General features: G+C 63.4%; 23 protein-coding genes. 2 read left to right on the forward strand and 21 right to left on the reverse strand.

Annotation, left to right across the window (positions count from 1 at the left end):
- Positions 1–33: 33 nt before the first annotated feature.
- From choV to C4J85_RS02060, 3 genes are all read right to left on the reverse strand, one after another.
- Positions 34–1,212: a choline ABC transporter ATP-binding protein gene (gene choV, locus C4J85_RS02050; protein ID WP_124365537.1), complete on the reverse strand. Its 1,179-nt coding sequence runs from the start codon at positions 1,210–1,212 to the stop codon at positions 34–36.
- The gene (gene choW / locus C4J85_RS02055) at positions 1,209–2,054 is read right to left on the reverse strand and encodes a choline ABC transporter permease subunit (RefSeq protein ID WP_003194913.1); all 846 of its coding nucleotides are present in this window, start codon (positions 2,052–2,054) and stop codon (positions 1,209–1,211) included. Before choW ends, choV begins: the two co-directional genes overlap by 4 nt.
- A 69-nt stretch (positions 2,055–2,123) precedes the next feature.
- Positions 2,124–3,071, reverse strand: coding sequence for a choline ABC transporter substrate-binding protein (locus tag C4J85_RS02060; protein WP_124365538.1), 948 nt, complete (start codon positions 3,069–3,071; stop codon positions 2,124–2,126).
- 415 nt (positions 3,072–3,486) lie between these two features.
- On the opposite strand from C4J85_RS02060, the gene C4J85_RS02065 reads away from it, so the two are divergent.
- Complete coding sequence (locus C4J85_RS02065) at positions 3,487–4,863, forward strand: L-serine ammonia-lyase (protein WP_124365539.1); 1,377 nt, start codon at positions 3,487–3,489, stop codon at positions 4,861–4,863.
- Between the two features lie 35 nt (positions 4,864–4,898).
- Here the strand turns inward: C4J85_RS02065 and C4J85_RS02070 are convergent, their stop codons facing one another.
- Positions 4,899–6,125, reverse strand: a complete 1,227-nt coding sequence (locus C4J85_RS02070) for an MFS transporter (protein ID WP_372240627.1) — start codon at positions 6,123–6,125, stop codon at positions 4,899–4,901.
- Positions 6,126–6,296: 171 nt separating this feature from the next.
- On the opposite strand from C4J85_RS02070, the gene C4J85_RS02075 reads away from it, so the two are divergent.
- Positions 6,297–7,190 (forward strand): LysR family transcriptional regulator, encoded by an 894-nt coding sequence (locus C4J85_RS02075; RefSeq protein WP_124406089.1) that lies wholly within the window; start codon positions 6,297–6,299, stop codon positions 7,188–7,190.
- A 164-nt stretch (positions 7,191–7,354) separates the two neighbouring features.
- Here the strand turns inward: C4J85_RS02075 and C4J85_RS02085 are convergent, their stop codons facing one another.
- From C4J85_RS02085 to C4J85_RS02170, 17 genes are all read right to left on the reverse strand, one after another.
- Positions 7,355–7,750 carry a hypothetical protein gene (locus C4J85_RS02085; protein WP_124360929.1) on the reverse strand — a complete coding sequence of 132 codons (396 nt, stop codon included), beginning with the start codon at positions 7,748–7,750 and terminating at the stop codon, positions 7,355–7,357.
- A 26-nt stretch (positions 7,751–7,776) separates the two neighbouring features.
- Positions 7,777–9,003, reverse strand: coding sequence for a beta-ketoacyl-ACP synthase (locus tag C4J85_RS02090; protein WP_124408879.1), 1,227 nt, complete (start codon positions 9,001–9,003; stop codon positions 7,777–7,779).
- Positions 9,003–9,731 carry a 3-oxoacyl-ACP reductase FabG gene (fabG, locus tag C4J85_RS02095; RefSeq protein WP_124406091.1) on the reverse strand — a complete coding sequence of 243 codons (729 nt, stop codon included), beginning with the start codon at positions 9,729–9,731 and terminating at the stop codon, positions 9,003–9,005. The genes C4J85_RS02090 and fabG overlap by 1 nt, the downstream gene beginning before the upstream one ends.
- Complete coding sequence (locus C4J85_RS02100; protein ID WP_124408880.1) at positions 9,728–10,189, reverse strand: hotdog family protein; 462 nt, start codon at positions 10,187–10,189, stop codon at positions 9,728–9,730. Before C4J85_RS02100 ends, fabG begins: the two co-directional genes overlap by 4 nt.
- Entirely contained in the window at positions 10,186–11,352 is a 1,167-nt protein-coding gene (locus C4J85_RS02105) for a beta-ketoacyl-[acyl-carrier-protein] synthase family protein (protein ID WP_124406093.1), read from the reverse strand. Before C4J85_RS02105 ends, C4J85_RS02100 begins: the two co-directional genes overlap by 4 nt.
- Entirely contained in the window at positions 11,349–11,831 is a 483-nt protein-coding gene (locus tag C4J85_RS02110) for a hypothetical protein (protein ID WP_124408881.1), read from the reverse strand. The genes C4J85_RS02105 and C4J85_RS02110 overlap by 4 nt, the downstream gene beginning before the upstream one ends.
- The gene (locus C4J85_RS02115; protein ID WP_124365547.1) at positions 11,828–12,577 is read right to left on the reverse strand and encodes a class I SAM-dependent methyltransferase; all 750 of its coding nucleotides are present in this window, start codon (positions 12,575–12,577) and stop codon (positions 11,828–11,830) included. Before C4J85_RS02115 ends, C4J85_RS02110 begins: the two co-directional genes overlap by 4 nt.
- Positions 12,574–13,821 (reverse strand): NAD(P)/FAD-dependent oxidoreductase, encoded by a 1,248-nt coding sequence (locus tag C4J85_RS02120; protein ID WP_124408882.1) that lies wholly within the window; start codon positions 13,819–13,821, stop codon positions 12,574–12,576. Before C4J85_RS02120 ends, C4J85_RS02115 begins: the two co-directional genes overlap by 4 nt.
- A gap of 33 nt (positions 13,822–13,854) precedes the next feature.
- Positions 13,855–16,173, reverse strand: a complete 2,319-nt coding sequence (locus C4J85_RS02125; RefSeq protein ID WP_124408883.1) for an MMPL family transporter — start codon at positions 16,171–16,173, stop codon at positions 13,855–13,857.
- Positions 16,157–16,840 (reverse strand): outer membrane lipoprotein carrier protein LolA, encoded by a 684-nt coding sequence (locus C4J85_RS02130; protein ID WP_124408884.1) that lies wholly within the window; start codon positions 16,838–16,840, stop codon positions 16,157–16,159. Before C4J85_RS02130 ends, C4J85_RS02125 begins: the two co-directional genes overlap by 17 nt.
- Positions 16,837–17,262: a thioesterase family protein gene (locus C4J85_RS02135; RefSeq protein WP_124360939.1), complete on the reverse strand. Its 426-nt coding sequence runs from the start codon at positions 17,260–17,262 to the stop codon at positions 16,837–16,839. Before C4J85_RS02135 ends, C4J85_RS02130 begins: the two co-directional genes overlap by 4 nt.
- Positions 17,255–18,796 (reverse strand): histidine ammonia-lyase, encoded by a 1,542-nt coding sequence (gene hutH, locus C4J85_RS02140; RefSeq protein WP_124408885.1) that lies wholly within the window; start codon positions 18,794–18,796, stop codon positions 17,255–17,257. The genes C4J85_RS02135 and hutH overlap by 8 nt, the downstream gene beginning before the upstream one ends.
- The gene (locus tag C4J85_RS02145) at positions 18,780–19,715 is read right to left on the reverse strand and encodes a glycosyl transferase (protein ID WP_124408886.1); all 936 of its coding nucleotides are present in this window, start codon (positions 19,713–19,715) and stop codon (positions 18,780–18,782) included. Before C4J85_RS02145 ends, hutH begins: the two co-directional genes overlap by 17 nt.
- Positions 19,712–20,446, reverse strand: coding sequence for a glycosyltransferase family 2 protein (locus C4J85_RS02150; RefSeq protein ID WP_124408887.1), 735 nt, complete (start codon positions 20,444–20,446; stop codon positions 19,712–19,714). Before C4J85_RS02150 ends, C4J85_RS02145 begins: the two co-directional genes overlap by 4 nt.
- A 171-nt stretch (positions 20,447–20,617) precedes the next feature.
- Entirely contained in the window at positions 20,618–22,285 is a 1,668-nt protein-coding gene (locus tag C4J85_RS02160) for an acyl-CoA synthetase family protein (RefSeq protein ID WP_124408889.1), read from the reverse strand.
- Positions 22,282–22,827, reverse strand: a complete 546-nt coding sequence (locus C4J85_RS02165; RefSeq protein ID WP_124408890.1) for a hypothetical protein — start codon at positions 22,825–22,827, stop codon at positions 22,282–22,284. Before C4J85_RS02165 ends, C4J85_RS02160 begins: the two co-directional genes overlap by 4 nt.
- On the reverse strand, positions 22,824–23,078 hold the full coding sequence (locus C4J85_RS02170) for an acyl carrier protein (protein WP_003209389.1): 255 nt from the start codon (positions 23,076–23,078) through the stop codon (positions 22,824–22,826). The genes C4J85_RS02165 and C4J85_RS02170 overlap by 4 nt, the downstream gene beginning before the upstream one ends.
- Between the last annotated feature and the right edge of the window lie 2 nt (positions 23,079–23,080).

Consider the following 23,080-nt stretch of genomic DNA (forward strand, 5'->3'; position numbering starts at 1 on the left):
GGCCCGGTTCCTTCAGTTGTTTTGCGGTGTTGGTCAGCCCAGGTTCTTGCCTAGGAGGGCGTGATACAGCTCGCTGTCGCCCAGGATTCCCACCACTTTGTTGTTGTCATGCAACACCAGCTTGTTCCCCGTCTGATAGCGGATCTGCAAGGCGTCACGCATGCCGATATTGGAGTCCACCAGCGTCGGCACCCGGCCCAAGCCCTCCACCGCTTGCCCCGGCGCCCAGTTCTGCAGGTTCATCACCACGCCATTCTGGCGTGCGCCCTGGATGGTGTTGCCTTCGGCCAGGTCCAGCCAGGAGTCGGCGCCTGGGTCCAGGCATACCGAACCGTTCACCCGCGTGCAGTTATCCAGCGTGCGCATCAGGCTGCGACCGCACAGTACGTTGAGTGGGTTGGTGTGGGCGACGAAGGTGCGCACATAGTCGTCCGCCGGGTTCAGCACGATTTCTTCCGGCACGCTGTACTGGATGATCTTGCCGTCTTTCATGATCGCGATGCGGCTGCCGAGCTTGAGGGCTTCGTCGAGGTCATGGCTGACGAACACGATGGTCTTGCTCAGCTTGCGTTGCAGCTCCAGCAGCTCATCTTGCAGGCCCTGGCGGATCAGCGGGTCGAGGGCGGAGAAGGGTTCGTCCATCAGCAGGATATCGGCGTCCATCGCCAACGCACGGGCCAGGCCCACGCGCTGTTGCATGCCGCCGGACAGCTCATCGGGCTTCTTGTTGCGCCATTGGCTCAGGCCCACCAGCTCGAGTTTTTCATCGACCAGGGTGCGCCGTTCCTTCTCCGGACGGCCCTGCATTTCCAGGCCGAAGCTGATGTTCTCGCGCACCGTCAGCCAGGGCATCAGGGCGAACTTCTGGAACACCATGGCGATGCGTTTGGTGCGCATCATTTTCAGCTCGGCGGGAGTGCAGGACGCGATGTCGATCTGGCGACCTTCATGCTCCACGAACAACTGGCCACGGCTGACGGTGTTGAGGCCGTTGATGCAGCGCAGCAAGCTGGATTTGCCGGAGCCCGACAGGCCCATCAGCACGCAGATCTCGCCTTTTTCCACATCCAGGCTGGCGTTTTCAACGCCGACAATCTGCCCGGTTTTCTTCAGGATTTCGTTACGGCTCATGCCCTGGTCCAGCAGCTTGAGCGCTTCGCGTGGGTCTTTGGAAAAGATCACGTCGACTTTGTCGAATCGGATAATGCTCATGCATCACCCCCTACTTTGGCATCGGGTTGTTTGCAGATACGGTCGAGCATGATGGCCAGCAACACGATGGCCAGCCCGGCTTCGAAGCCCAGGGCGATGTCAGCGGTGTTGAGTGCGTTGACCACCGGCTTGCCGAGGCCATCGGCGCCGACGAGCGCCGCGATCACCACCATCGACAACGACAGCATGATGCATTGGGTAATACCGGCGGCAATGCTCGGCATCGCGTGGGGCAGTTCAATGCGTGAGAGCAACTGACGGCGCGAGCAGCCAAAGGCTTTGCCGGCATCCATCAACTCTTGCGGTACATCGCGGATGCCCAGGTAGGTCAGGCGGATCGGCGCGGCAATCGCGAACACCACCGTGGAAATCAAGCCGGGCACCACACCCAGCCCGAAGAGGGTCAGGGTAGGGATGAGGTAGACGAAGGTCGGTACGGTCTGCATCAGATCGAGTACCGGCCGCATCATGGTGTAGAACATCGGCTTGTGCGCGGCAACAATGCCCAGCGGCACGCCGATGACCACGCAGACCAGGGTGGCGAACAGCACCTGCGCGAGGGTTTCCATGGTTTCCTGCCAGTACCCCAGGTTGAGGATCAGCAGGAAGGAGGCGATGACAAAGACGGTCAGGCCCCATTTGCGTTGGATAAAGTGAGCCAGCAGCGCAATCAGACCGATCAATGCCAGCGGATTGAACCAGGTCAGCGCAAACGTCACGCCGTGGATCATCGTTTCCAGTGTCGATGCGATTGCGTCGAAATAGTTGGCACCGTGTTGGGTCAACCAGTCGACGAAGGCAGCGATGTACTGGCCTAGTGGGATTTTCTGTTCAGTCAGCATGGTAGTGAATGTCCACATGCGAAGAGGGAAACATCCCGGGGCAGCGCACCGCCCCGGGGTCAGCGGGTGCTATTTGGCGAGGTAAGCTTTAACGGCATCGAGCCCTGGTTGGCCATCAACGGTGGTGACACCGGCCAGCCAGGTGTCGAGGATTTGCGGGTTCTTCTGCAGCCAGGCCTTGGCGGCAGCATCGGGCTTCATTTTGTCGTCCAGGACGTTGCCCATCAGGGTGCTTTCCATGTTCAGCGTGAACTGCAGGTTTTTCAGCAACTGGCCGACGTTGCTGCATTCCTGGGTGTAGCCCTTGCGGGTGTTGGTGTAGATGGTGGCCTGGCCGTAGTTGGGGCCGAACGAATCGTCACCCCCGGTCAGGTACTTCATCTTGAAACGCGTGTTCATCGGGTGCGGTTCCCAGCCGAGGAACACGATGGCCTGGCCGCGCTTGGTGGCGCGTTCAACCTGGGAGAGCATCCCCGCTTCGCTGGACTCGACCACTTTGAAACCGGCTTTCTTGAGGCCGAAGGCATCCTTGTCGATCAGCGTCTGGATGGTGCGGTTGCCGTCGTTACCCGGCTCGATGCCGTAGATCTTGCCACCCAGCTCATCCTTGAATTTGGCGATATCGGCGAAGTCTTTCAGGCCCTTGTCATACAGCGCTTCGGGCACCGCCAGGGTGTACTTGGCGTTTTCCAGGTTGGCGCGTACGGTTTCCACGGTGCCGGCATCGCGGTACTGCTTGATGTCGTTTTCCATGGTCGGCATCCAGTTGCCGAGGAAGATGTCCATGTTCTTGCCGTCAGCCAGGGACTTGTAGGTCACGGGGACCGAAATCATCGTGGTGCGCGGCTTGTAGCCCAGGCCCTTGAGGATTTCGCTGGTGGTCGCGGTGGTGACGGTGATGTCGGTCCAGCCGACATCGGAGAAGTTGACGGTCTTGCATTGTTCCGGTTCTGCAGCGTGCGCCATGACCGGCAGACTCAGCATGGCGGCCAACAACAACGAGGGTGAACCTTTCATCGGGGTAGACTCCTGTGTTTTTCTGGCGGCATTCGCCGCGCTTTATAGGTGCTGCTATTGGAGTATGCGTCGGACAGCTCTGGCACGGTGCCTTGCAAACGAGTCGAGACTGATCATGTACCAGTGAAAATCTGACGCCTACAGGGGGCGTCGTATCCAGTACAGGGAGGGTCGCATCCAGTGTCGGTGACGTCGCTTACAGATTTTTACCACAGTGAAACTGCAGTTTTTACTCATCTGCACCGTTAAAAACGGCCAAAACAGGCGATCGCACGTTAGCGACGCTGGTGAGCATGGGTGCGTCGGTGTGAGACGCCGTGACGGCGGATAAAAGCTGGATGATGCCGCCATCTGGGCGATCTGAGCGTAGCACCTCGTTCAAGCCTGGCCGCGCTTATCGAGGAGTTTCAGGTTAATGGCTATCAGCGTTTTCGACTTGTTCAAGATCGGCATCGGGCCCTCCAGCTCTCACACCGTCGGCCCCATGCGCGCTGCGGCGTTGTTCGTTCAAACGTTACGCGAACGTGGCGTGTTGGAACAGGTTCGGCGTGTCGAAGTGCAACTCTACGGTTCCTTGTCGGCCACCGGCATCGGCCATGGCAGCGACACCGCCACCATCATGGGGCTGATGGGCGAGTGGCCGGACGCAATCGACCCGTCCCAGATTGGCGTGCGCATTCACACGCTGCGCGAAACCGAGACCCTGTTGCTCGACGGCCGCTTGCCGGTGCCGTTCATATGGTCACGGGACATGCGTCTGCTCGACGAAAACCTGCCGTTCCATCCCAACGCCATGACCCTGGTGGTGTTCGATGCTGACGGCGAGTTGCACCGCGACACCTACTACTCGGTGGGCGGAGGCTTTGTGGTGGATGAAGCCCAGGCCCAGAGCGGCGTGGCGGACATGGACCGCACCGAGCTGCCGTATGACTTTTCCAGCGCCGCAGAGCTGTTGCAGCTGTGCAAGACCCACAACCTGCGCGTCGCCGAACTGATGCTGGCCAATGAGAAGGTCTGGCGCTCCGAAGAAGAAATCCGCAGTGGCCTGATGACCCTGTGGCGTGCCATGCAGGCGTGCGTGGAGGAAGGCCTCAAGCATGAAGGCATCCTGCCTGGCGGCTTGAACGTGCGCCGTCGCGCGGCCAAGTTGCACCGCAGTCTGCAGGAGTTGAACAAGCCCAATGTGATCGGTTCGACCTTGAGTGCCATGGAGTGGGTGAACCTGTTCGCCCTGGCGGTCAATGAAGAAAACGCCGCCGGTGGGCGCATGGTGACGGCGCCCACCAATGGCGCAGCGGGGATCATCCCTGCAGTGCTGCATTACTTCATGAAGTTCAGTGAAGAGGTGACGGAGGCCAACGTGGTCGACTACCTGCTCGGCGCGGCGGCGGTGGGCATTCTGTGCAAAAAGAACGCCTCGATCTCCGGCGCCGAAGTCGGTTGCCAGGGCGAAGTCGGTTCCGCCTGCGCCATGGCCGCAGCGGGCTTGGCCGAAATTCTCGGCGCCACCCCCGAGCAACTGTGCAACGCCGCAGAAATCGGTCTGGAACACAACCTGGGCCTGACCTGCGACCCGGTGGGCGGCTTGGTGCAAGTGCCGTGTATCGAGCGCAATGCGATTGCGGCGGTCAAGGCGATCAACGCCGCACAAATGGCCTTGCGCGGCGATGGGCAGCATTTTATCTCCCTGGACCGGGTGATCCGCACCATGCGCGATACCGGTGCGGATATGCATGACAAGTACAAAGAGACGTCGCGGGGCGGGTTGGCGGTGAGTGCGGTTGAGTGCTGAGACCGGGTCACCTGCATCGGCAGACGCAGGTGATCTCAGGCCTTCACATGGCCCAACGGCGCCAACTTCGCCAACCTCAACGCCACCAGCAACGCGCCGATCAGCAACGCCAGGATAAATGCGCCTATCCCGTTCCATCCGGCAAAGTGCCAGAAGAATCCGCCCGCTGTGCCGGCAATGCTTGAACCTGCGTAATAGCAGAACAGATACAGCGACGACGCCTGTCCCTTCGCCTTCACCGCACGACGGCCGATCCAGCTGCTGGCTACCGAGTGGGCGCCGAAGAAGCCGAAGGTAAAGATCAGCATGCCCGGCACCACCAGCCATAGCGGGCTGAAGAGCGTCAGGGCCATGCCGGCGAGCATCAGCACAATGGTGCCCCACAGCACGCGGCGGCGGCCCAGGCGGTCGGCGAGGGAGCCGATTTTTGCCGAGCTGTAGATGCCCGACAGATACACCAGCGACAGCAGGCCGACCACGGCCTGGCTCAGGTCATACGGATCGGCCAGCAGGCGATAGCCGATGTAGTTGAACAGCGTGACAAACGCGCCCATCAGCAGGAAAGCTTCAAGGAACAGCCACGGCAGGCCCGCATCCTTGAAGTGCATGACAAATCCATCCAGCAGGTTGCGCGGCTTGAGGCTGCTGGCGCGGAAGTTGCGCGATTCGGGGAGGATTTTCCAGAACACCGTCGCGGCGATCAGCGCCAGGCCGCCGATGATCAGCATTGCGGTGTGCCAACTGACGAAGTCGATCAGCACGCCAATGATCAGGCGCCCGCTCATGCCACCAATCGCATTGCCGCCGATGTACAGGCCCATGGCCAAACCGATGTGCTGCGGGTGGATCTCTTCGCTCAGGTAGGTCATGGCCACGGCGGCCAGGCCGCTCAGGGACAAGCCCACCAGCGCCCGCATCAACAGGATGCCTTCCCAGCTCGGCATCAAGCCGCTGGCAATGGTGGCCAGCGCTGCGCAGAACAACGCGGCGACCATCACCGGCTTGCGCCCCAGCCTGTCGGAAACCGGCCCGGTAATCAGCAGGCCGAAAGCTAGCATCGCCGTGGCGACCGACAGGATCAGGCTGCTTTGTGCGGCATTGATGGAAAACTCGTGGGACAGCGCCGGCATCATCGGTTGCACGCAATACAACAGGGCAAACGTGGCAAAGCCGCCGGAGAACAGCGCCAAGACCGTGCGCATGAACATCGGCGTGCCTTTTTCGATGTACTCGTCGTTGAGCTGCGCGACGACCTCATCCAGGGCAGTGTGCGGGGCTTCTTGAGCGTGTGCAGCAACAGCAGATTTCACGGTGACCTCGGGGAGGAAAGACTGCCACGGCCGGCAATACGAAAAAGAATATAGCTGGCTAATGATTCTTTCCAATATATTGTTCGACCCGTTTGATAGCTTTAGCGACCTAATGAGGTTTGCATGGAATTACGTCACCTGCGGTACTTCATCGCCGTCGCCGAGGAGCTGCATTTTGGCCGCGCCGCGCAAGTGCTGGGCATCTCGCAACCGCCGTTGAGCCAACAAATTCAGGCGTTGGAGCAAGACGTGGGCGCGCGCTTATTTGAGCGTACCAATCGTCGGGTCGAGCTGAGCGAAGCAGGGCGGCTGTTTCTGCACGAGGCGCGCCTGGTGCTGGCGCAAGTCGATAAAGCGGCAGACGTCGCGCGACGTGCGCAGTTGGGAGAGCTTGGAGAGCTGAAAATCGGCTTCACGTCGTCGGCGCCGTTCAACGCCAGCATCCCGCAGGCGATCTTTGCGTTTCGCCAGGCATTTGCGGCGGTGCATTTGAGCCTGGAAGAAATGAGCAGCACCCAGGTGGCCGAATCGTTGCTCGATGAGTCGATCCAGGTCGGGCTCATGCGACCGTTGCCGTTGCCGGATTCCCTCAGTGTGATCGAGCTGATGCGCGAGCCGTTGGTGGCGGTATTGAGCGCCGGGCACCCGTTGGCCCAGGGCAGCGAAGGCGGCTTGCACCTGGCGCAATTGGCTGACGAACCCTTTGTATTTTTCCCGCGCAGTTATGGCAGTGGTCTCTATGCACAATTGCTCAATCTGGCCCGCGACGCCGGGTTCAGCCCGCACTTTGCCCAGGAAGCAGGCGAGGCGATGACCATCATTGGCCTGGTGGCGGCAGGGTTGGGGGTGTCGGTGCTGCCCGCGTCTTACCAGCGTATCCGCATTGATGGCGTGGTGTACCGCACCTTGCTGGACCCGGAGGCGGTGACGGCGGTGTGGCTGGTGCAGCGCAAGGGCGCGCAGTCGCCGATGGCGCAGGCGTTTGTGGAGTTGTTGACGCGTAAGGCGCAGGTGTAGGCCGGGTCACATCCGATCGTTCCCACGCTCCGCGTGGTAATGCATCCCGTGACGCTCCGCGTCACCCAGGTGAAGGGGACTGCAACCGTGCACTCGCGGCGGGACGCAGAGCGTCCGAGGCAGCGTTCCCACGCGGAGCGTGGGAACGATCCAAACAATCAGCGTTACTGCATTCCCGCCGAGCGCAACCCGGCCATGATGTCGCGGTCCAGCATGCTGATCCAACGGTTGTAGTTGCGATGGATCTTGCCGTCCTTGTAGCCCAGGTCGCGGCTGTCGCGATAGGTAATGGCGTAGCTGTTGCGGGTGTAGCGAATATCGATGGCTGCATAAAACTGGTTGCGCACGGTGATCTCGGCCTGCACCAGTTGCGGGCTCAGGCGTTGTACCGTCCACTCGCGTTTTTGCAGGGCGGCGACGATCACCTGTTTCATTTTTTCTTCGCTGACCTGAGTGGTGGCCGGCAGTTCGTGCTGGGTGTTAAGTACCGGTTTATTGGTGCAGCCGGCGGTGGTCAGCAGGGCCAGGGTGATCAGGGTCGCGCGTAGCAGGGAAGACATTCCGTTTTCTCCAATTGATTAAAAAGTCAGGACCAGCGGCGGAAGATCAACGAGGTGTTGACGCCGCCGAAGGCAAAATTGTTGTTCATCACGTAGTCGTGATGCATCTCGCGAAAGCCACCTTGCAGGTAATCCAGCTCGCCGCATTGCGGGTCGACGGCGTCCAGGTTGAAGGTGTGCACGTATTGGTCGCGGTTCATCATCTCGATGCTGAACCATGACTCCAGCGCCCCACACGCGCCCAAGGTGTGACCAAGGAAACTCTTCTGCGAACTGATGGGCATGCGAGGACCGAACAGGCTGCTGGTGGCCAGGGTTTCGGCGATGTCGCCCTGGTCGGTGGCGGTGCCGTGGCCGTTCACGTAGCCGATGGCGGACGGCTCAATCCCGGCATCCTCCAGCGCCAGTTCCATGGCGCGACGCATGGTTTTCTGCTCCGGACGGGTAGTGTGCTGGCCGTCGGCATTGCTGCCGAAACCAACCAGTTCGGCGTGGATATGCGCACCCCGCGCCAGCGCGTGCTCCAACTCTTCCAGCACCAGCATGCCGCCGCCTTCACCGATTACCAGCCCATCGCGGCCGCTGTCGTAGGGGCGCGGGCTGGTTTGGGGGGCGTCGTTTTTCAGGCTGGTGGCATAGAGCGCATCGAACACCATCGCCTCGGTGGGGCACAGCTCTTCGGCGCCTCCGGCCAGCATCAAGGGCAGGCGGCCGAACTTGATCGCCTCGTAGGCATAACCGATGCCCTGGCTGCCGCTGGTGCAAGCGCTGGACGTGGGGATCAAGCGACCGGTCAGGCCAAAAAAGATACTGATATTCGCCGCCGTGGTGTGCGGCATCATGCGCACATAGGAGTTGGCATTCAGCCCCTCGGCCACCGAGTTCAGCAGCATGTTGCCGAACGCCTTGATCTCATCGGTGCTGCCGGTGGACGAGCCACACGCCACGCCCATGCGCCCGTCCTTGATCGAAGCGTCGCCGAGCAGGCCGGCGTCCTGCAACGCCTGCTCCGCTGCCCACACCGCCAGGCGCGAGACACGGCCCATGCTGCGCAGCTGTTTGCGCGTCCAGTGCGCGGGCACGACGAAATCATCGATCGGCCCGGCCAAGCGCGTGTTCAATTCGGTGAAACGGTCCCACTCATCCATACGCCGGATGCCGCTGCGGTTGGCGCGAAAGTTGGCGGCGATGGTGTCCCAATCGCTGCCCAGGGAGGTCATGCCGGCCATGCCGGTGACGACGACGCGCTTCATCAGCACAAGCCCCCGTTCACGGCCAACACCTGGCGCGTGATATAGCCGGCCTCGGCCGACATCAGGAAGTTCACCGCCCCGGCGACTTCTTCCGGGGTGCCCATGCGCTGCGCCGGGATCATCTTCATCAGCTCCTGCACCGGTACGTTTTCATCCAGCATGGCGGTGTCGATCAAGCCCGGTGCGACACAGTTGACGGTGATCTTGCGCTTGCCCAGCTCGATGGCCAGCGCCTTGGCTGCGCCGATCAGGCCCGCTTTGGAAGCGCTGTAGTTGACCTGGCCACGGTTGCCGATCAGCCCGGAAACCGAGGTGATGCACACGATGCGCCCGGCGGCACGCCGACGAATCATCGGCATCATCACCGGGTGCAGCACGTTGTAGAAACCGTCGAGGTTGGTGCGCATCACCACGTCCCAGTCCTCTTCCGACAGGGCCGGGAAGGCGCCGTCGCGGGTCAGGCCAGCGTTGAGCACCACGCCGTAATAAGCGCCGTGCTGCTCCACATCGGCTTCAAGGATTGCCTTGCACGCGGCGCGGTCTGCCACATCGAACTGCAGCACCCGCGCCTGGCGGCCCAGGGCTTGGATCTCGACCTGTACCGCGTCGGCTTCGGCACGCCCGCTGCGACAATGCAGCACGATGTCATGCCCGGCCTGGGCCAGGCGCAGGGCAATGGCGCGGCCGATGCCACGGCTGGAGCCGGTGACCAGTACGGATTCAGTCATGGCGTTTCGTCCTTCGTTTCAGCTAAATAGTTGGCCGCCTGGGGCGGTCGAAATACGTTCAAGCGTGCGCTGGCCTGGATTGCGTCGCCAGTGAGGTGGCATTCGAACACCCCCATGCCATTGTCGTCTTCCAGGGAGCGCAGGCCGTGGATGTTCAGCTCGGCGCCGACCGGGAAGTGTTCCACGTTGCACTCGAATTTACGCGTGCCCAACAGGAAGCCCAGTTCCACCGCCAGGCCCTGCTGGCGCGCGCGAAAACCGGCATAGGCGGCGACGCTTTGCGCCATCAGCTCGATACCGACCCAGGCCGGCAGGCTGCCGTCTGCGCGGTTGAACAGGCCACCAGGCTTGACGGTGAGGCGGGTATGCACCTGCTCTTCATCGAACGACAGCACCTGGTCGATCAGGATCATGTCGCCCGCGTGGGGCAGCAGTTCGGCGAGTGGCCAATCGATCATGGGGCCTCTCCAATAATCAGGCTGACGTTGTTGCCGCCGAAGGCAAACGAGTTGCTCATCAGGTAGGGTTTTTCCAGGGTGTCGCCCTTGTGCGCCCACTGCAACGCGGGCAGCGCCGGGTCAATGTGGCCGTCCCACACATGGGGCGGGACAAGGCCGTGAGTCAGGCTCAACCAGCAGAACGCCGCTTCCAGTGCGCCCGCCGCGCCGAGGGTATGGCCGCTCATGGGTTTGGTCGACGAACAGGCCACGCCGCCCGGAAACAGGCTGGCGACCGCCTGGCTTTCCATGGCGTCGTTGTGTTGGGTGGCGGTGCCGTGCAGGTTCAGGTAACCGATCTGCTCGGGCGTAAGTTTCGCGTTGGCCAGGGCCTTGCGCATCGCCTGCAACGCCCCCTTGCCGCTGGGCTCGGGCGCGGAGATATGGTGCGCGTCGCAACTGGCGCCGCTGCCCAGCAGGGCGACCGGCGCCGCCTCGCGACTCATCACGAACAACACCGCCGCTTCGCCGATATTGATGCCGTCGCGGTTCACCGAGAACGGATTGCAGCGCTCGGCAGACACCGCTTCCAGCGCGGTAAACCCGTTCAGCGTCAGCCTGCACAGGCTGTCGACGCCGCCGCAGAGCACCGCATCGCACACGCGCAAGTCGAGCAGGCGCTGGGCGCTCATCAATGCGCGGGCGCTGGACGTGCAGGCGGTGGAAATCACATAGGCCGGGCCGCTCAACTGCAGCCAGTCGGCGAGGAAATTCGCCGGAGCGCTGAGTTCCTGCTGCTGGTAGTCGTAGTCGCCAGGGAACGCGTGATCGCGCAGGTAGTGGGCAATGCCGCGACTGGCTTCGTCGATGCCCGAAGTGCTGGTGCCCAGCACAACGCCCACCCGTGAGGCGCCGTAGGTGTCGATCACCTGACGAATCTGCGCCTCGATCTGCAACGCCGCTTCCAGCAGCAACTGGTTATTGCGGCTGCTCTGCTGGCCCAATTGCGCCGGAATGGTCGCCAGTTCGCCGCGCACCGCTGCGACCGGCACCACACGCTCCGGCACCCAGCCGCTCTCGGCGCGCATGCCGCTGCAGTCACCGGCAAACAGGCTGCGGCTGACCTCGGCCTGGCCGCGACCGAGGGCACAGATTACGCCGAGCGCATTGAGGTAGGCAGTCATCGGCCGCCCCCCAGCGGAGTAATGCGATAGCTCAACGGTTGGCCCGCCATGTTCACGCTGAACACCTCCGAGGACTGATAGACGATTTGCCAATGGCCCGGCAGCGTTCGCGTGAGGTCCATGGCCTGGGCCGAAGGATACAGCGCACGCACGTCATCCGCCGAGGCCAGGGCAAACAGCAGCGCGGCGAACAGCGCTCGCGCCTGGGGATCGGGCGGCAGCAAGCCGTCGGCCTGCCATTGCCCGTCGATCAGCTTCTGCCGGGCCTGGGGAATGCCCAGCGGATCCATCATCGACCAGCGAATCGCCGCGCCTTCACGCTGGATCACCAACAGCCAGTCCTGGCTGCGCTCGCCCTCCAGGCGTTGCACATGCAATTGCATCGGCAAGGCCAGCGCCGGGATTTTCTCGGGTAACGGTGCCTGGCTGGCGCACGCGCTGAGCAGCAACAGGCAACCCATCAACAGCCGGCGCATCATGAGCTCGCGGCCTCTAACGGCTTGCGCGCCACACAGTTGACCAGGGTTTCCTCACGCTGGCCCACCGGCGGCGCCTTGCGCAGGCCCCAGCGTTCCAGCAGGCCGAAATCGCTGGAACGGCTCCACCACAAATAGGGGTACGAGACGTTCCCCGCGCCGAATTCAAAGCCTTGCTCGCGCAGCATCTGCAGATACTCCTCGGCGCTTTTTTGTACGTGCATCGGGTGGCGGAACAGCCAGCGAATTACCCAGGTGTCGATATAGGCTTCGGTGGACTCGGCAAACAGCAAATAGCCGCCCGGCTTGAGTACCCGATAAAACTCCTTGAGTGCGCGATGTTGCTCGACCAGGTGGTGAAAGGTCTGGTGGCAAAACACGATATCGACGCTGGCGTCGGGAACGTCGAGGGTGGCGCAGTCGCTGGCGATCAACTCCACGGCCAGGCCCTGGCGAGCGGCTTCTTCGCGGCTCAGCGCCAGGCTGTGGGGGTCGGCATCCAGGCCGATCAAACGCGAGGGCGCAAACACCTGCTGCAGCAAGTTGAAGGATTTGCCCTGGCCGCAGCCGGCGTCGAGCAACACCGGCGCCACCGGCAGCGGTTCGCTGAACAGGCTGCGCAGGTCGTTGATCGCTACGCGGAGCACATGGTGCTGCCAGGTGTGGCTGCGCAGGAACCAGAAGCCGAACCGGGTTTCTTCGACGTAGTTCTTACTCAGGTAGTTTTTTTCAACGGCAGGGCTGGTCATACCGTCTCACTCGCGCAGATTTGCGACAACATGCGCAGGCGCCGCTTGGGCTCGCTGACGAACGGATTGCGTTCATCCCAGGCGTAACCGGCGAGGATCGAACTGATCATGCGACGAATCTCCGGCGAACTGCCGGTGTGGAAAATCACATCCTGGAACGTCCCGGCGTACCAGCCCTCGACGTAGCAGCGGAAGGTGTCGACGCCGCGCTTCAACGGTTCGGCGAACTCGGTTTGCCAGTCCACCGTTTCGCCTTGCAGTTGGCGATGCAGCAAGCCGGCGGCCATGCTCGCCGAACGCATGGCGATGGTCACGCCGGAAGAGAACACCGGGTCGAGAAACTCCGCCGCGTTGCCCAGCAGCGCAAAGCCCGGACCGTGCAGGGTTTTGACGTTGGCCGAATAGCCGCCGATGCTGCGCGCCGGGGTGTCCCACACGGCGTTTTGCAGCACGCCGGACAGGCTCGGGGTTTGCTCGATAAACCCGCGCAGGCAGGCGTCGAGGTCGCCGTCGTGGCCGTCGAAGTGCTCCTTGGCCGCGACCACGCCCACCGAGCAACGGCCGTTGCTGAACGGGATGGTCCAGAACCAGATATCGCGCTTCTCGGGATGGGTGGTCACCAGAATCTTGGTGCGGTCGAAGCCTGGGTGTTCGATGCGGTCTTCGACGTGGGTGAACACGGCCTGGCGCAGCGGAAAATTCGACGGGGCTTCAAGGTCCAGCAGGCGCGGCAACACGCGGCCATAGCCGCTGGCATCCAGCACGAATTTGGCCTTGAGGTGGTACTCGCTGCCGTTCTCGCGGCGTACGTGCAGGTAACGACACTCGCCGGAAAAGTCCACGCCGACGATGCTTTCGCCGTAGCGGATTTCCACACCCTGCAGTGCCGCCTGATCGGCCAGCAGCTTGTCGAACTCGGCGCGCTGCACCTGGAAGGTCGTCGGCTTGCCGTTGCTGAAGGTGTCACCGAAATCGAACGCGCTGTAGCGCTCGCCCCAGGCGAATGCGGCACCGGTTTTCAGTTGAAAGCCGGCCGCCTGCACGGCGTCGAGCATGCCGGCTTCTTCGATAAAGTCGATGCAGTGCGACAGCAGGCTTTCGCCAATCGAGAAGCGCGGAAAATGCTGGCGCTCGATAATCAATACATCATGCCCTTTGCGCTTGAGCAGCGCGGCCGCGATGGCCCCGGACGGCCCGGCACCGATCACCACCACTTGGCGACGTTCCATTTCAACTGTGGGCACGAAGGCTCCTTGCCGCTTTGGCGATAATCACATTCATAAGGCGTGTTTCTGTTGCCCGGCCCAGGGCGCCAGCATAAAGCTGAATGCCAGGCCGAGGCTGACCGACAGGCCGAAATTGCTCACTGCCGGGGTACTGGAGACGGCCAGCAGGCCGAACGATAACCAAGTGGTCAGCGCGGCCAGTAAGGTTCCCAGCAGGCTCACGGCAGCACCGCCGATCTGCTCGCGCATCAGGATCGCATAATCGACGCTGATGGCCGTGACCAGCAGCAGGCCGAACAGGCTGAACAGCGTCAGCGGCTGGCCCAGCCAACCGAGGCTGGCCAGGCTGCACAGCGCCGCCAGCAACGGCAGCGCGACGATGCGCAACGCGCCGATGAAGCCGAAGGGCAGCATCAACAGCACCACGATCAGCACACAGGACAGCAACTTCAACTCGGCGGCGCTGATTTGGGTATCGGCAAACACGCGGTTCAAGTCACCCAGGCGATCCACCAGTTGCACGCCGGGCAAATCCACGGCCTGCACCCGCAGCAAGGCCGGGTTGTTCAGGCCTTGCAGGCTGACCATCGCCGCCACGCCGCCGTCTACCGGGCCCAGCCACAGCGTACGCCATGGCTCGGCCAGCGGGCCTTTGAGCGCGACGTCGATGTCTTCGGTGGGCAGCGCCTGCAACTGCGCGACTTCGGCCTGCAGCGCGGCGGCGGGCACGCCGAGGTCCAGCAGCGGTTGCCAATGCTGCGCGAGTGTACCCAGCGCGTCGCGCAGTTGCTGTTGTTCGGCGGGCAGGTTGACCAGCTGATTCAGCGCCAGATAACCCTGGAGCTTGTCCATGTTCACCAGTTGGTCCAGGCGCTGGCCCAGCGCCGCTTGGCGTTCGAGTAACTGCTGCTGAGTCTCGGCGCGCACCAGAAAGAACTGGCTGGTGGGCTGGAACCCGGTGATGCGCGCCACGGCCTGGGCCTCCTGCAGCAATTGCGGCGGTGCGCCGATCCACTGGCGGATATCGTTTTTAGTGTTCAACTGCCACAGGCCACCGGCGCAGAACAACAGCACCCACACCAGCAGCACCGAGCCTGGTACGCGCTTGATCAATGCCGCCCGCCATTGCCACAAGCGTTCGGCGATGCGCAGCGGCCATTGCGCCGGGCGCAGTTCCACACCGCTGAGCAGCGCGGGCAACAGGCACACGGCCGATAGATAGGCGCCGACCAGGCCGGCTGCGGAGAACACCGCGATTTGTGTCAGCGCCGGGAACGGCGTCCAGGCCAGGGCCAGATAGCCGATGCAACTGGTGGCCAGGCTCAGGCTCAGCCCTGGCAGGGTCAGGCGTAATGCCGGCCAACTGCGCCAGGGTTGCAGGCTCCAGCTTTTGGACAGGTAGTGCAGCGGGTAATCCACCGCCACGCCGATCAGGCTCGAGCCCAGCACCAGGGTCATCACATGCATATGGCCGAACAGCGCCACACAGGCCACGGCGCCAAACAGCATGCCGACCACGACCGGCACGAACGCCAGCAGCACCCGCCAGCGCCGGAACGCCAGCAACAGCAACAGCAGGATGCCCACGGTTGCGCCGCCGCCGACCCAGGTGATTTCCCGCGTGGCTTGCTGCTGCCCATTGGCCGCATAGAGCAAGCCGCTGGCGGCGAGCAGTTGCACACCTTGCTTGCCTGCCTGGGCGCGGCTGGCCTGGAGCAGATCGGCCACTTGCAGCGGCAGTTTCATATCGAACGCATTGCCGGTGGTGCGCGCCCGCAGCAGCACCCAGCTTTTGCCGTCGGCATCGGCGATCAGCGCGCCGCTGCCGATATCCAGCTGTACCGCGCCGTGTTGCGGTTGGCTGTTCTGGATGCGCCCGGTCAGGCCCAGCCAGTCGTCCTGGCTCGGCACCAGGCTGAAGCCGGTGAAGGGGTCGAACAGCGACTGCACACGCTGCTGGATAAAGGCCTCAGGCTGTTCGATCAGTTGCTCGCGGTCCTTGGCCGCCAGCATCGCCAGGCGACCGCGCAGCAGCTGTTCGCGCAGCGCCGGCAAGTCGGCTTGCAGGTTCCATTGCACCTTTTCAAACAGGCCGCTGGCTTGCCAGCGCTCGGCCATTTGTTGCGCCACGGCCAGCGCTTGCTGGCGGTCGGCATGCCCCACCAGCACCAGCATCTCGCGGTTCAGCGGCTCCTGCATGCGCTGCTCGGCTTGCAGCTCCAAGGCGTCCGGCGTACTGCCGGGCACCAGTTCCATCAGGTTGGCCGACAACGGCGCACCCGCGCGCCACTGCCAGCCGGCCAGGGCCAATACGGCCACCAGCAGGATCAGGAACAGGCGCGGCAGCAGGCGCTCACTGGGCAAAGTCATGTTGCTCGGCAATGCTCAAAGGTTGGTCGGCGCTGCTGTCCTGCATGCGCAGCAGTGTGCTGTCGCCCTGGGTTTCCAGCAGCTCAATGGTATTGACCAGCTCGCCGCCGTCGATATTGATCTGGGTAAAGACTTGCTTGAGCAGCAGCGAACGCGGGATCAGCGTCAGCTTCCATTGCTGGGCTTGCCCTTGCAGTTGCAGTTCGAAGTCACGTTGCAAGCCGCTGCTGTCACCCTGCAGCACCGCGAGGAACAGACGGTTCTGCTCGGCGCCGGCGCTCTTGTTCGGCAGCAGTTGCCAGCCGTTGGCGTCACGCCGAGCGATGCCCTGGGCGGTGATGCGATAGTCCTGTTGCAGCGGGGTCTTCAACAGCCACAGCAAGCCGTGGTCCTTGGCGAGCACGAAGGTGCCTTTGCTGACCAGCGGCTGGGGCAGGGCGCGCAGGTGTTTTTCCTGGATGAAGTTGCCGTGGATCACGCGGGGTTTGGCCAATTGATCGCTGAGCTGTTGCAGGTCGAAGGCGTGGGCGCTGAAGCTCAGCAACGCGGCGGCCACTGTAGGAGCGAGCTTGCTCGCGAAGAACCTGAGGGCCCTGCGGGGCGTCAGGTGCTGCGCGTTATCGTTGGCGATCTTCGCGAGCAAGCTCGCTCCTACAGGGGATCTCATTTCAAGGCCCTTTCTACGGCGTCGGTGAATACTTTGGGGGAAGCGAGTTGCATCTCGCGGCTGGCGATCTCTACCGCCACTTGCACGGTGCTGGCGCGGGTCAGGCGTTCGCCGCTGGCGAGGTCGGTGATCAGGTAATTCACCTTCAAGCGGTTCTCCCACTCCACCAGGCTGGCGCGCACGTTGAGGGTTTGGCCGAAGGTCGCGCCGCGCACATAGCGCAGCTGCATGTCGATGATCGGCCAGGCGTAGCCGGCTTCGAGCATCGCGGTGTAGTTGTGGCCGATCTTGTCCAGCAGCGCGCAGCGCGCCACTTCCAGGTATTTCACGTAATGCCCGTGCCACACCACGTTCATCGAGTCGATGTCGAAAAACGGCACGAGGATTTCAGTGTCGCTGTGCAATACGCCGGGGCTACGCATGCAGCCTCCAGTGTTGCGCGGCGATGCGTTGCAGGCACAGGCGCAGTTCGCCTTCCAGGGCGCGGTCTTCAATGACCGGCGGGAAATCCTTGGCCAGCGCGTCATGCATTGCTGCCAGCGCCGGTGGCAACGGCCGGGCATCGTCGGCCTGGGCGCGCAGCCATACCCCTTGGTTGGCGGCGAGCAAGGTGGCGGCGGCGACCTGTTCGGTCAGCTCCAGCACGCGGATCGCATCACGGGCGGCGATGGTGCCCATGCTCACTTTGTCCTGGTTATGGCACTCGGTAGAGCGCGAAAACACGCTGGCCGGCATGGTATTTTTCAGCGCTTCGGCAGTCCAGGCGCTGGTGCCGATCTGCACGGCCTTGAAGCCATGGTTGATCATCGCGCGGTCGGCCGGTGCGCCCGACAGGTTGCTCGGCAGGCCGTGGTTGTAACGCACGTCCACCAGCAGCGCCAGCTGCCGGTCGAGCAAGTCGGCGACGTTGGCCACCAGGGTCTTGAGGCTGTCCATGGCAAAGGCGATGTGTCCGCCGTAGAAGTGCCCGCCGTGCAGCACGCGTTCGGCTTCGGCATCGATGATCGGGTTGTCATTGGCGCTGTTCAGCTCGATTTCGATAAACGAGCGCAACCAATTCAGGCTGTCGGCCAGCACGCCGAGCACATGGGGCGCGCAGCGCAGCGAATAGCGATCCTGCAGGCGGTGCAGCGGTGCAGTCGGTGCATCGATAGCCAGGTCCTGGCGCAGCCAGGCGGCGACTTGCATTTGCCCGGGGTGGGGCTTGGCGGCGAACAGGCGTTCATCGAAGTGTTCCGGGTTGCCTTGCAGCGCCACCACATTGAGCGCAGTGATGCGCGTGGCCAGGTGCAGCAGGTAGTCGGCGCGGGCGAAGGCCAGGCAGGCAATACCCGTCATCACCGCCGTGCCGTTCATCAACGCCAGGGCTTCCTTGGGCCGCAGTACCAGCGGCTCCCAGCCCAGTTCGCGGTGCACGTCGGCGGCTTGGCGCCGTTCGCCACGAAACAGCACTTCACGCTCGCCGGACAAGGTCGCCGCCACATACGACAGCGGCGTCAAGTCGCCGCTGGCGCCCACGGAGCCTTCTTCTGGAATCAGCGGCAGCACATCGTGTTCGAGGAAACCCTGCAGGCGCTCCAGCAGTTCCACGCGCACGCCCGACACGCCATGGCACAGCGACTGCAAGCGCGCCGCCAGCACGGCGCGGGTGGCTTGGGCGTCGAGCAATTTGCCCAGGCCGCAACCGTGGAAGGTGTAGAGATGACGCGGCAGCGCTTCGACATGGTGCAACGGCACCGCGACCACGCACGAGTCGCCGTAACCGGTGGTCACGCCGTAGATCACGCCTTCCTTGTCCAGCAGCGAGTCAAGAAACTGCGCGCCCTTGGCGATGCGCTGGCGATACGCGGCATCGTTCTGCAAGCGGGCAGGCACCTGACGGTTGGCCAGGGCCAGTACGTCTTCGATGCGCAGGGGGCGTTCGCCAAAGGTGATCGGCTCAAGAGGCGTCGTCATCGGTCTTCCAGAAAGGGTAAAAGTTGAACCACTGTTGAGGCGCCTGCAGGCAGAATTCACCCAGGCGCGTGGCGTAGCGGGCGGTCCACAGGGCGATGACCTGCTCGCGGGTGCTGCGCTTCCATTCAATCGATTGCGCGAAGGGCTCGATGGTCAGGCGATAGCGGCCCTGATGCTTGAGGCACATCAGCAGGTTGACCGGGCATTTGAGCAGGCCGGCCAGCAGCCACGGGCCTTGGGGGAACGCGGCTGCATGCCCGAGGAAATCCACGCGCACCGTGCGCCCGCCGTGCAGCGGGATGCGGTCGCCGGCAATCGCCAGCCATTCGCCGTCGTCCAGGCGCTGGCTGAGCAACAGCATGGTGGCCGGGTCCAGCTCGCTGACCTGAATCAGGCGCAAATGGGTCGCGCCCGCTTCGCCCAGCAAGCGATTGAAACGCTCGGCATGCTTGGTGTGCACCAGCACATTCATGGTGACGCGTTCGCCGATTTCCGCCAGGGCGCGGCACACTTCCAGGTTGCCCAGGTGCGCGCCCACCAGCATCTGCCCGCGCTCGCCTCGCAATTGGCCGCGTAATTGCGCCGGGTCGTTGATGTCGATCTGCTCCAGGCGCAGCTTGCCGTTCCACACGTCCAGCTTGTCGAGCAGTGAGTCGGCGAAGGCCATGAACTGGGCAAAGACCGTCCTGTGGCTCGGCAGCAGGTCATCACGCCCGCTCCACTGCGCCAGGCGCTGCTGGTAGTGCCAGGCGCTCTGGCGCGCGGTGCGGCCGAACAGGAAAAAGTACAACACGATGCTGTAGAGCAACGGGCTCAACAGGCGCCGGCCGAGGACTTTTGCCGCGATCGCCGTGAGTTTCATCAACCAGAAGCTGCCGCGCTCCTCGCGATCGGCCCAGTGTTTGCCGCTGTCGCTCATGCCTGCCACCGACGCCACAAAATGGCCGGCGCGCGCACCAGCATGCCGAAGAACAAGCGCGTATGCATGGCGCTGATGCGCACGTTGTCGCGGAACAGGCGGAAGTGCGACAGGCCGTCGGCGGGGTAATGCACCTGGGTCGGCAGCCAGCGCATGGGCTGGTTGCGCCAGGCCAGGCGCACGAGGATGTCCGAGTCGAAATCCATGTGCGTGCCGATGTAGGCCGAGTCCATCAGCGCCAGCGTCGGGGCCAGCGGGTACACGCGAAAGCCGCACATCGAGTCGCGAATCTGCAGCGACAGGGTGTTGATCCATACCCACACGTGGGTCAGGTAGCGTGCATAAAGGCGGCCTTTGGGCACGCTGTCGTCGTATTCGGGGTAGCCGCAGATGACGGCGTCGGGGTGCCGGCGGGAGGTGTCGATAAAGGTCTCGACTTCGCGAAGATCATGCTGGCCGTCGGCATCCACCTGCAGGGCATGGGTGTACCCCAGCCGCGCGGCTTCGCGAAAGCCCGCCATGACCGCGCCGCCCTTGCCCTGGTTGCTCGGCAGGGTCAGCAGGGTGACATTCTCCAGCAGCGCCAATTGCGCGAGCACTGCCGCGCAGGCCGCGCTGCTGCCATCGTCCACCAGCAGGCAGGGCAGGCCGCTGTCCAGCAGGCTGTGGACCACTGCGGGCACGGCGGCTTCGTGATTGTAGACCGGGATCAGGGCGCAGGGGTTATGCATGGTGGACCTTCTCAAGGTTGTCGCTCATCTTGTGGCGAGGGAGCTTGCTCCCGCCGGGCTGCGAAGCAGCCCCAATGCAGGCGAACGAATTCATCCTGGCAAATGGCGGTGCCTGAGTCGGGAGTGCTGCGCACTCCAGCGGGAGCAAGCTCCCTCGCCACAAAAGCCTATTCACTTGGCAGGCTCCAGCACGATTCGGCCACTGGAGCAGGCGGCGGCGCCATTGCGGTAGGCGAAGTACAACTTGCTGCGTTCGCGGTCAAAGCGCAGGTGCAATTCGATGTGATCACCGGGGCGCACCAGTTGCTGGAACTTGAGCACTTCCATACCGGCGAACGTCGCCGGCAGGTTCAGCAATTGCTGGCCCAGATTGAAGGCCCATTCCACCTGCACCACCCCCGGCAGCACCGGCGTCACCGGGAAATGCCCGCTGAAATAGGCCAGGTCCGGCGGAACGCTCAGTTGCAACGTCCATTCACCGTCGGTTTCCACCTGCGCCAGCACCTCCGGCGCCTTGGGGCGCGGCGCCAGCAACAGCGCCTCGGTATCGGCCTGGGGCAGCTTGCCCTGGCTGTTGAGCGGCAATTGGCGCAGCAAACGCCAGCGGCGGGGCAAGGCCAGGGCTTCGCAATGCTGGCTCAGGTGCTGGCGCAGGGTTTGGGTCACCGTGCGCCGGCCCTGGTTGCGCAGGGCATGCAGGCCCTCGGCACTCAGCACCACCAGGGCGCCGAGTGAGGCGCGATTTTCCTGCACCACGCCCAGACGGGTGTCGGCAACCCATGGATGGTTCATCAAGGCCTGTTCGAGCATCGGCAAGGCGATGCGTTTTTCTTCCAGCTTGACGATGCGGTCCAGGCGCCCGAGCAGCTCAAAACGGCCATCGGCATGGATGCGCGCGGCGTCGGCGGTCTGTTCGATATGCCCCTCGGGCAAGTAAGGCGAGGCAATGCGCAGGGCACCGTCGGCATCCTGGCTCAGTTGTACATCGGTAAACGGCTGCCACGGCTGGGCACCCTGGCGCCAGGCGATACCGCCGGTTTCCGAGCTGCCGAGGATTTCCGTGGGCCATTGCTGCAAGCGGTCGTAGAGGCTGGCGGCGGCCTCGACAGGCAAGGCACCGCCGGAGGAAAACACCCGTGAAACCTGGCTCAGCGCCGGCCAGTCGAGGTTATCGCCCATGCGTTTGAGCAGCGCCGGGCTGGCCACCCAGGCGAAGTGCGGATGCTCGCGACTGGCGCGCTGCAGGTCCTCGGGGAATGCCAGTTGCCTGCGCACAAACGTGCGACCGGCGCACAGCGGCCACAGCACGCGGAACAGCAACCCGTAGATATGTTGGGTGGCGACGCTGCCGATGATGCAGGCGTCTTTCAGGTCGACGCCCCACAGCGCTTCCAGCGCCTGGACCTCATTGGCCAGCTGGCGCAGCGACTTGTCGATGCGTTTGGGTTCACCGCTGGAGCCGGAGGTGCACAGGCTCAGTTGGCAGCTATCCAGGTCGAGTGCGGCTGGGCTAAGTGGCGTGTGATACAGCGCCTCCAGGTCCGATGCCTGCGTCAGCCAGGCATCCACGGCGGCGGCCCAGCGTTGACGGGTCTGGGGTTGCAGGTCGGCCGGCAGCAGCACGCTGACCCCGGCACGCCAGGCGCCGAGCAAGGCGATCGCCAGCACGCCCGCGTCTTCCAGGTGCACCGCCAGGCGCTGTATGCCACGCGCTTGCAGGCCTGCCGCCAGGCGCAGGGATTGCTCCACCAGTTGTGCATGATTCAGCGCAGGCTCAAGGGTGACCTGGCGGTGTTCCTGCGGCTCGAGCAGCAGATGCTCAAGTTTCAAACCTTTCATACGCGGCCTCGAACCCTTTGTCGTACCAGCCATTCCACGGCAAACAACAGCCCCATCAGCCCGTAGGCGATCAAGCCGTTGTACAACGTCCACCAGCTCAGCGGCGCCCACAGGGTGAGGGCGGCGGCGAGCAGGCCATTACCCAGGAAAAACACACTCCACACGACGGTGACCCGGCGCGTATACACAATTGCATGCGGCGGCAACTGCGGGTCGCCCATGCGCGCCAGGCGCTCGACCATCGGCGGCCCGTATTTAAGGCTCAGGCCGAACAGTGCCAGCATGAACGCGCTGACCAGGCTGGGGTACCAGCGCAGCCACTGCGGGTTATCGAACCAGGCCAGCGCCAGGCAAAACACAATCACCACCACCGCCATCCAGCGACTGCCGGGGCGGCGTGCAGCGGTGAGCGCGCGCAGCAGCCACAGGCTGCCCAGCAGCAGGCCGAATTGCCATGGCGCAAAATGCTCGGTGCCGTAATACACCGCAAAGGGGTACAGCAGCCCCGCCAGCAACAGGCCAAGGCCGATCAGCCGGCTCATGCGGCGGGCTGGACCAGACGGTACACCGCCTCAACCACGTCATTCACAGTGCGCACTGCCTTGAATTCTTCGGCGGCGATCTTCTTGCCGGTCTGGCGCTTGATATGGTCGATCAGGTCCACCGCATCGATGCTGTCGATTTCCAGGTCCTGGTACAGGTTGGCATCGAGGGTGACGCGTTCAGGTTCCAGTTCAAACAGTTCCACCAAGGCGTCGCGCAGGGTGTTGAAAATATCGTCACGAGTTTGCATGG

Origin of the sequence: Pseudomonas sp. R4-34-07, from assembly GCF_003852375.1 — a bacterium.
In the GTDB taxonomy this organism is placed as follows: Bacteria; Pseudomonadota; Gammaproteobacteria; order Pseudomonadales; family Pseudomonadaceae; genus Aquipseudomonas.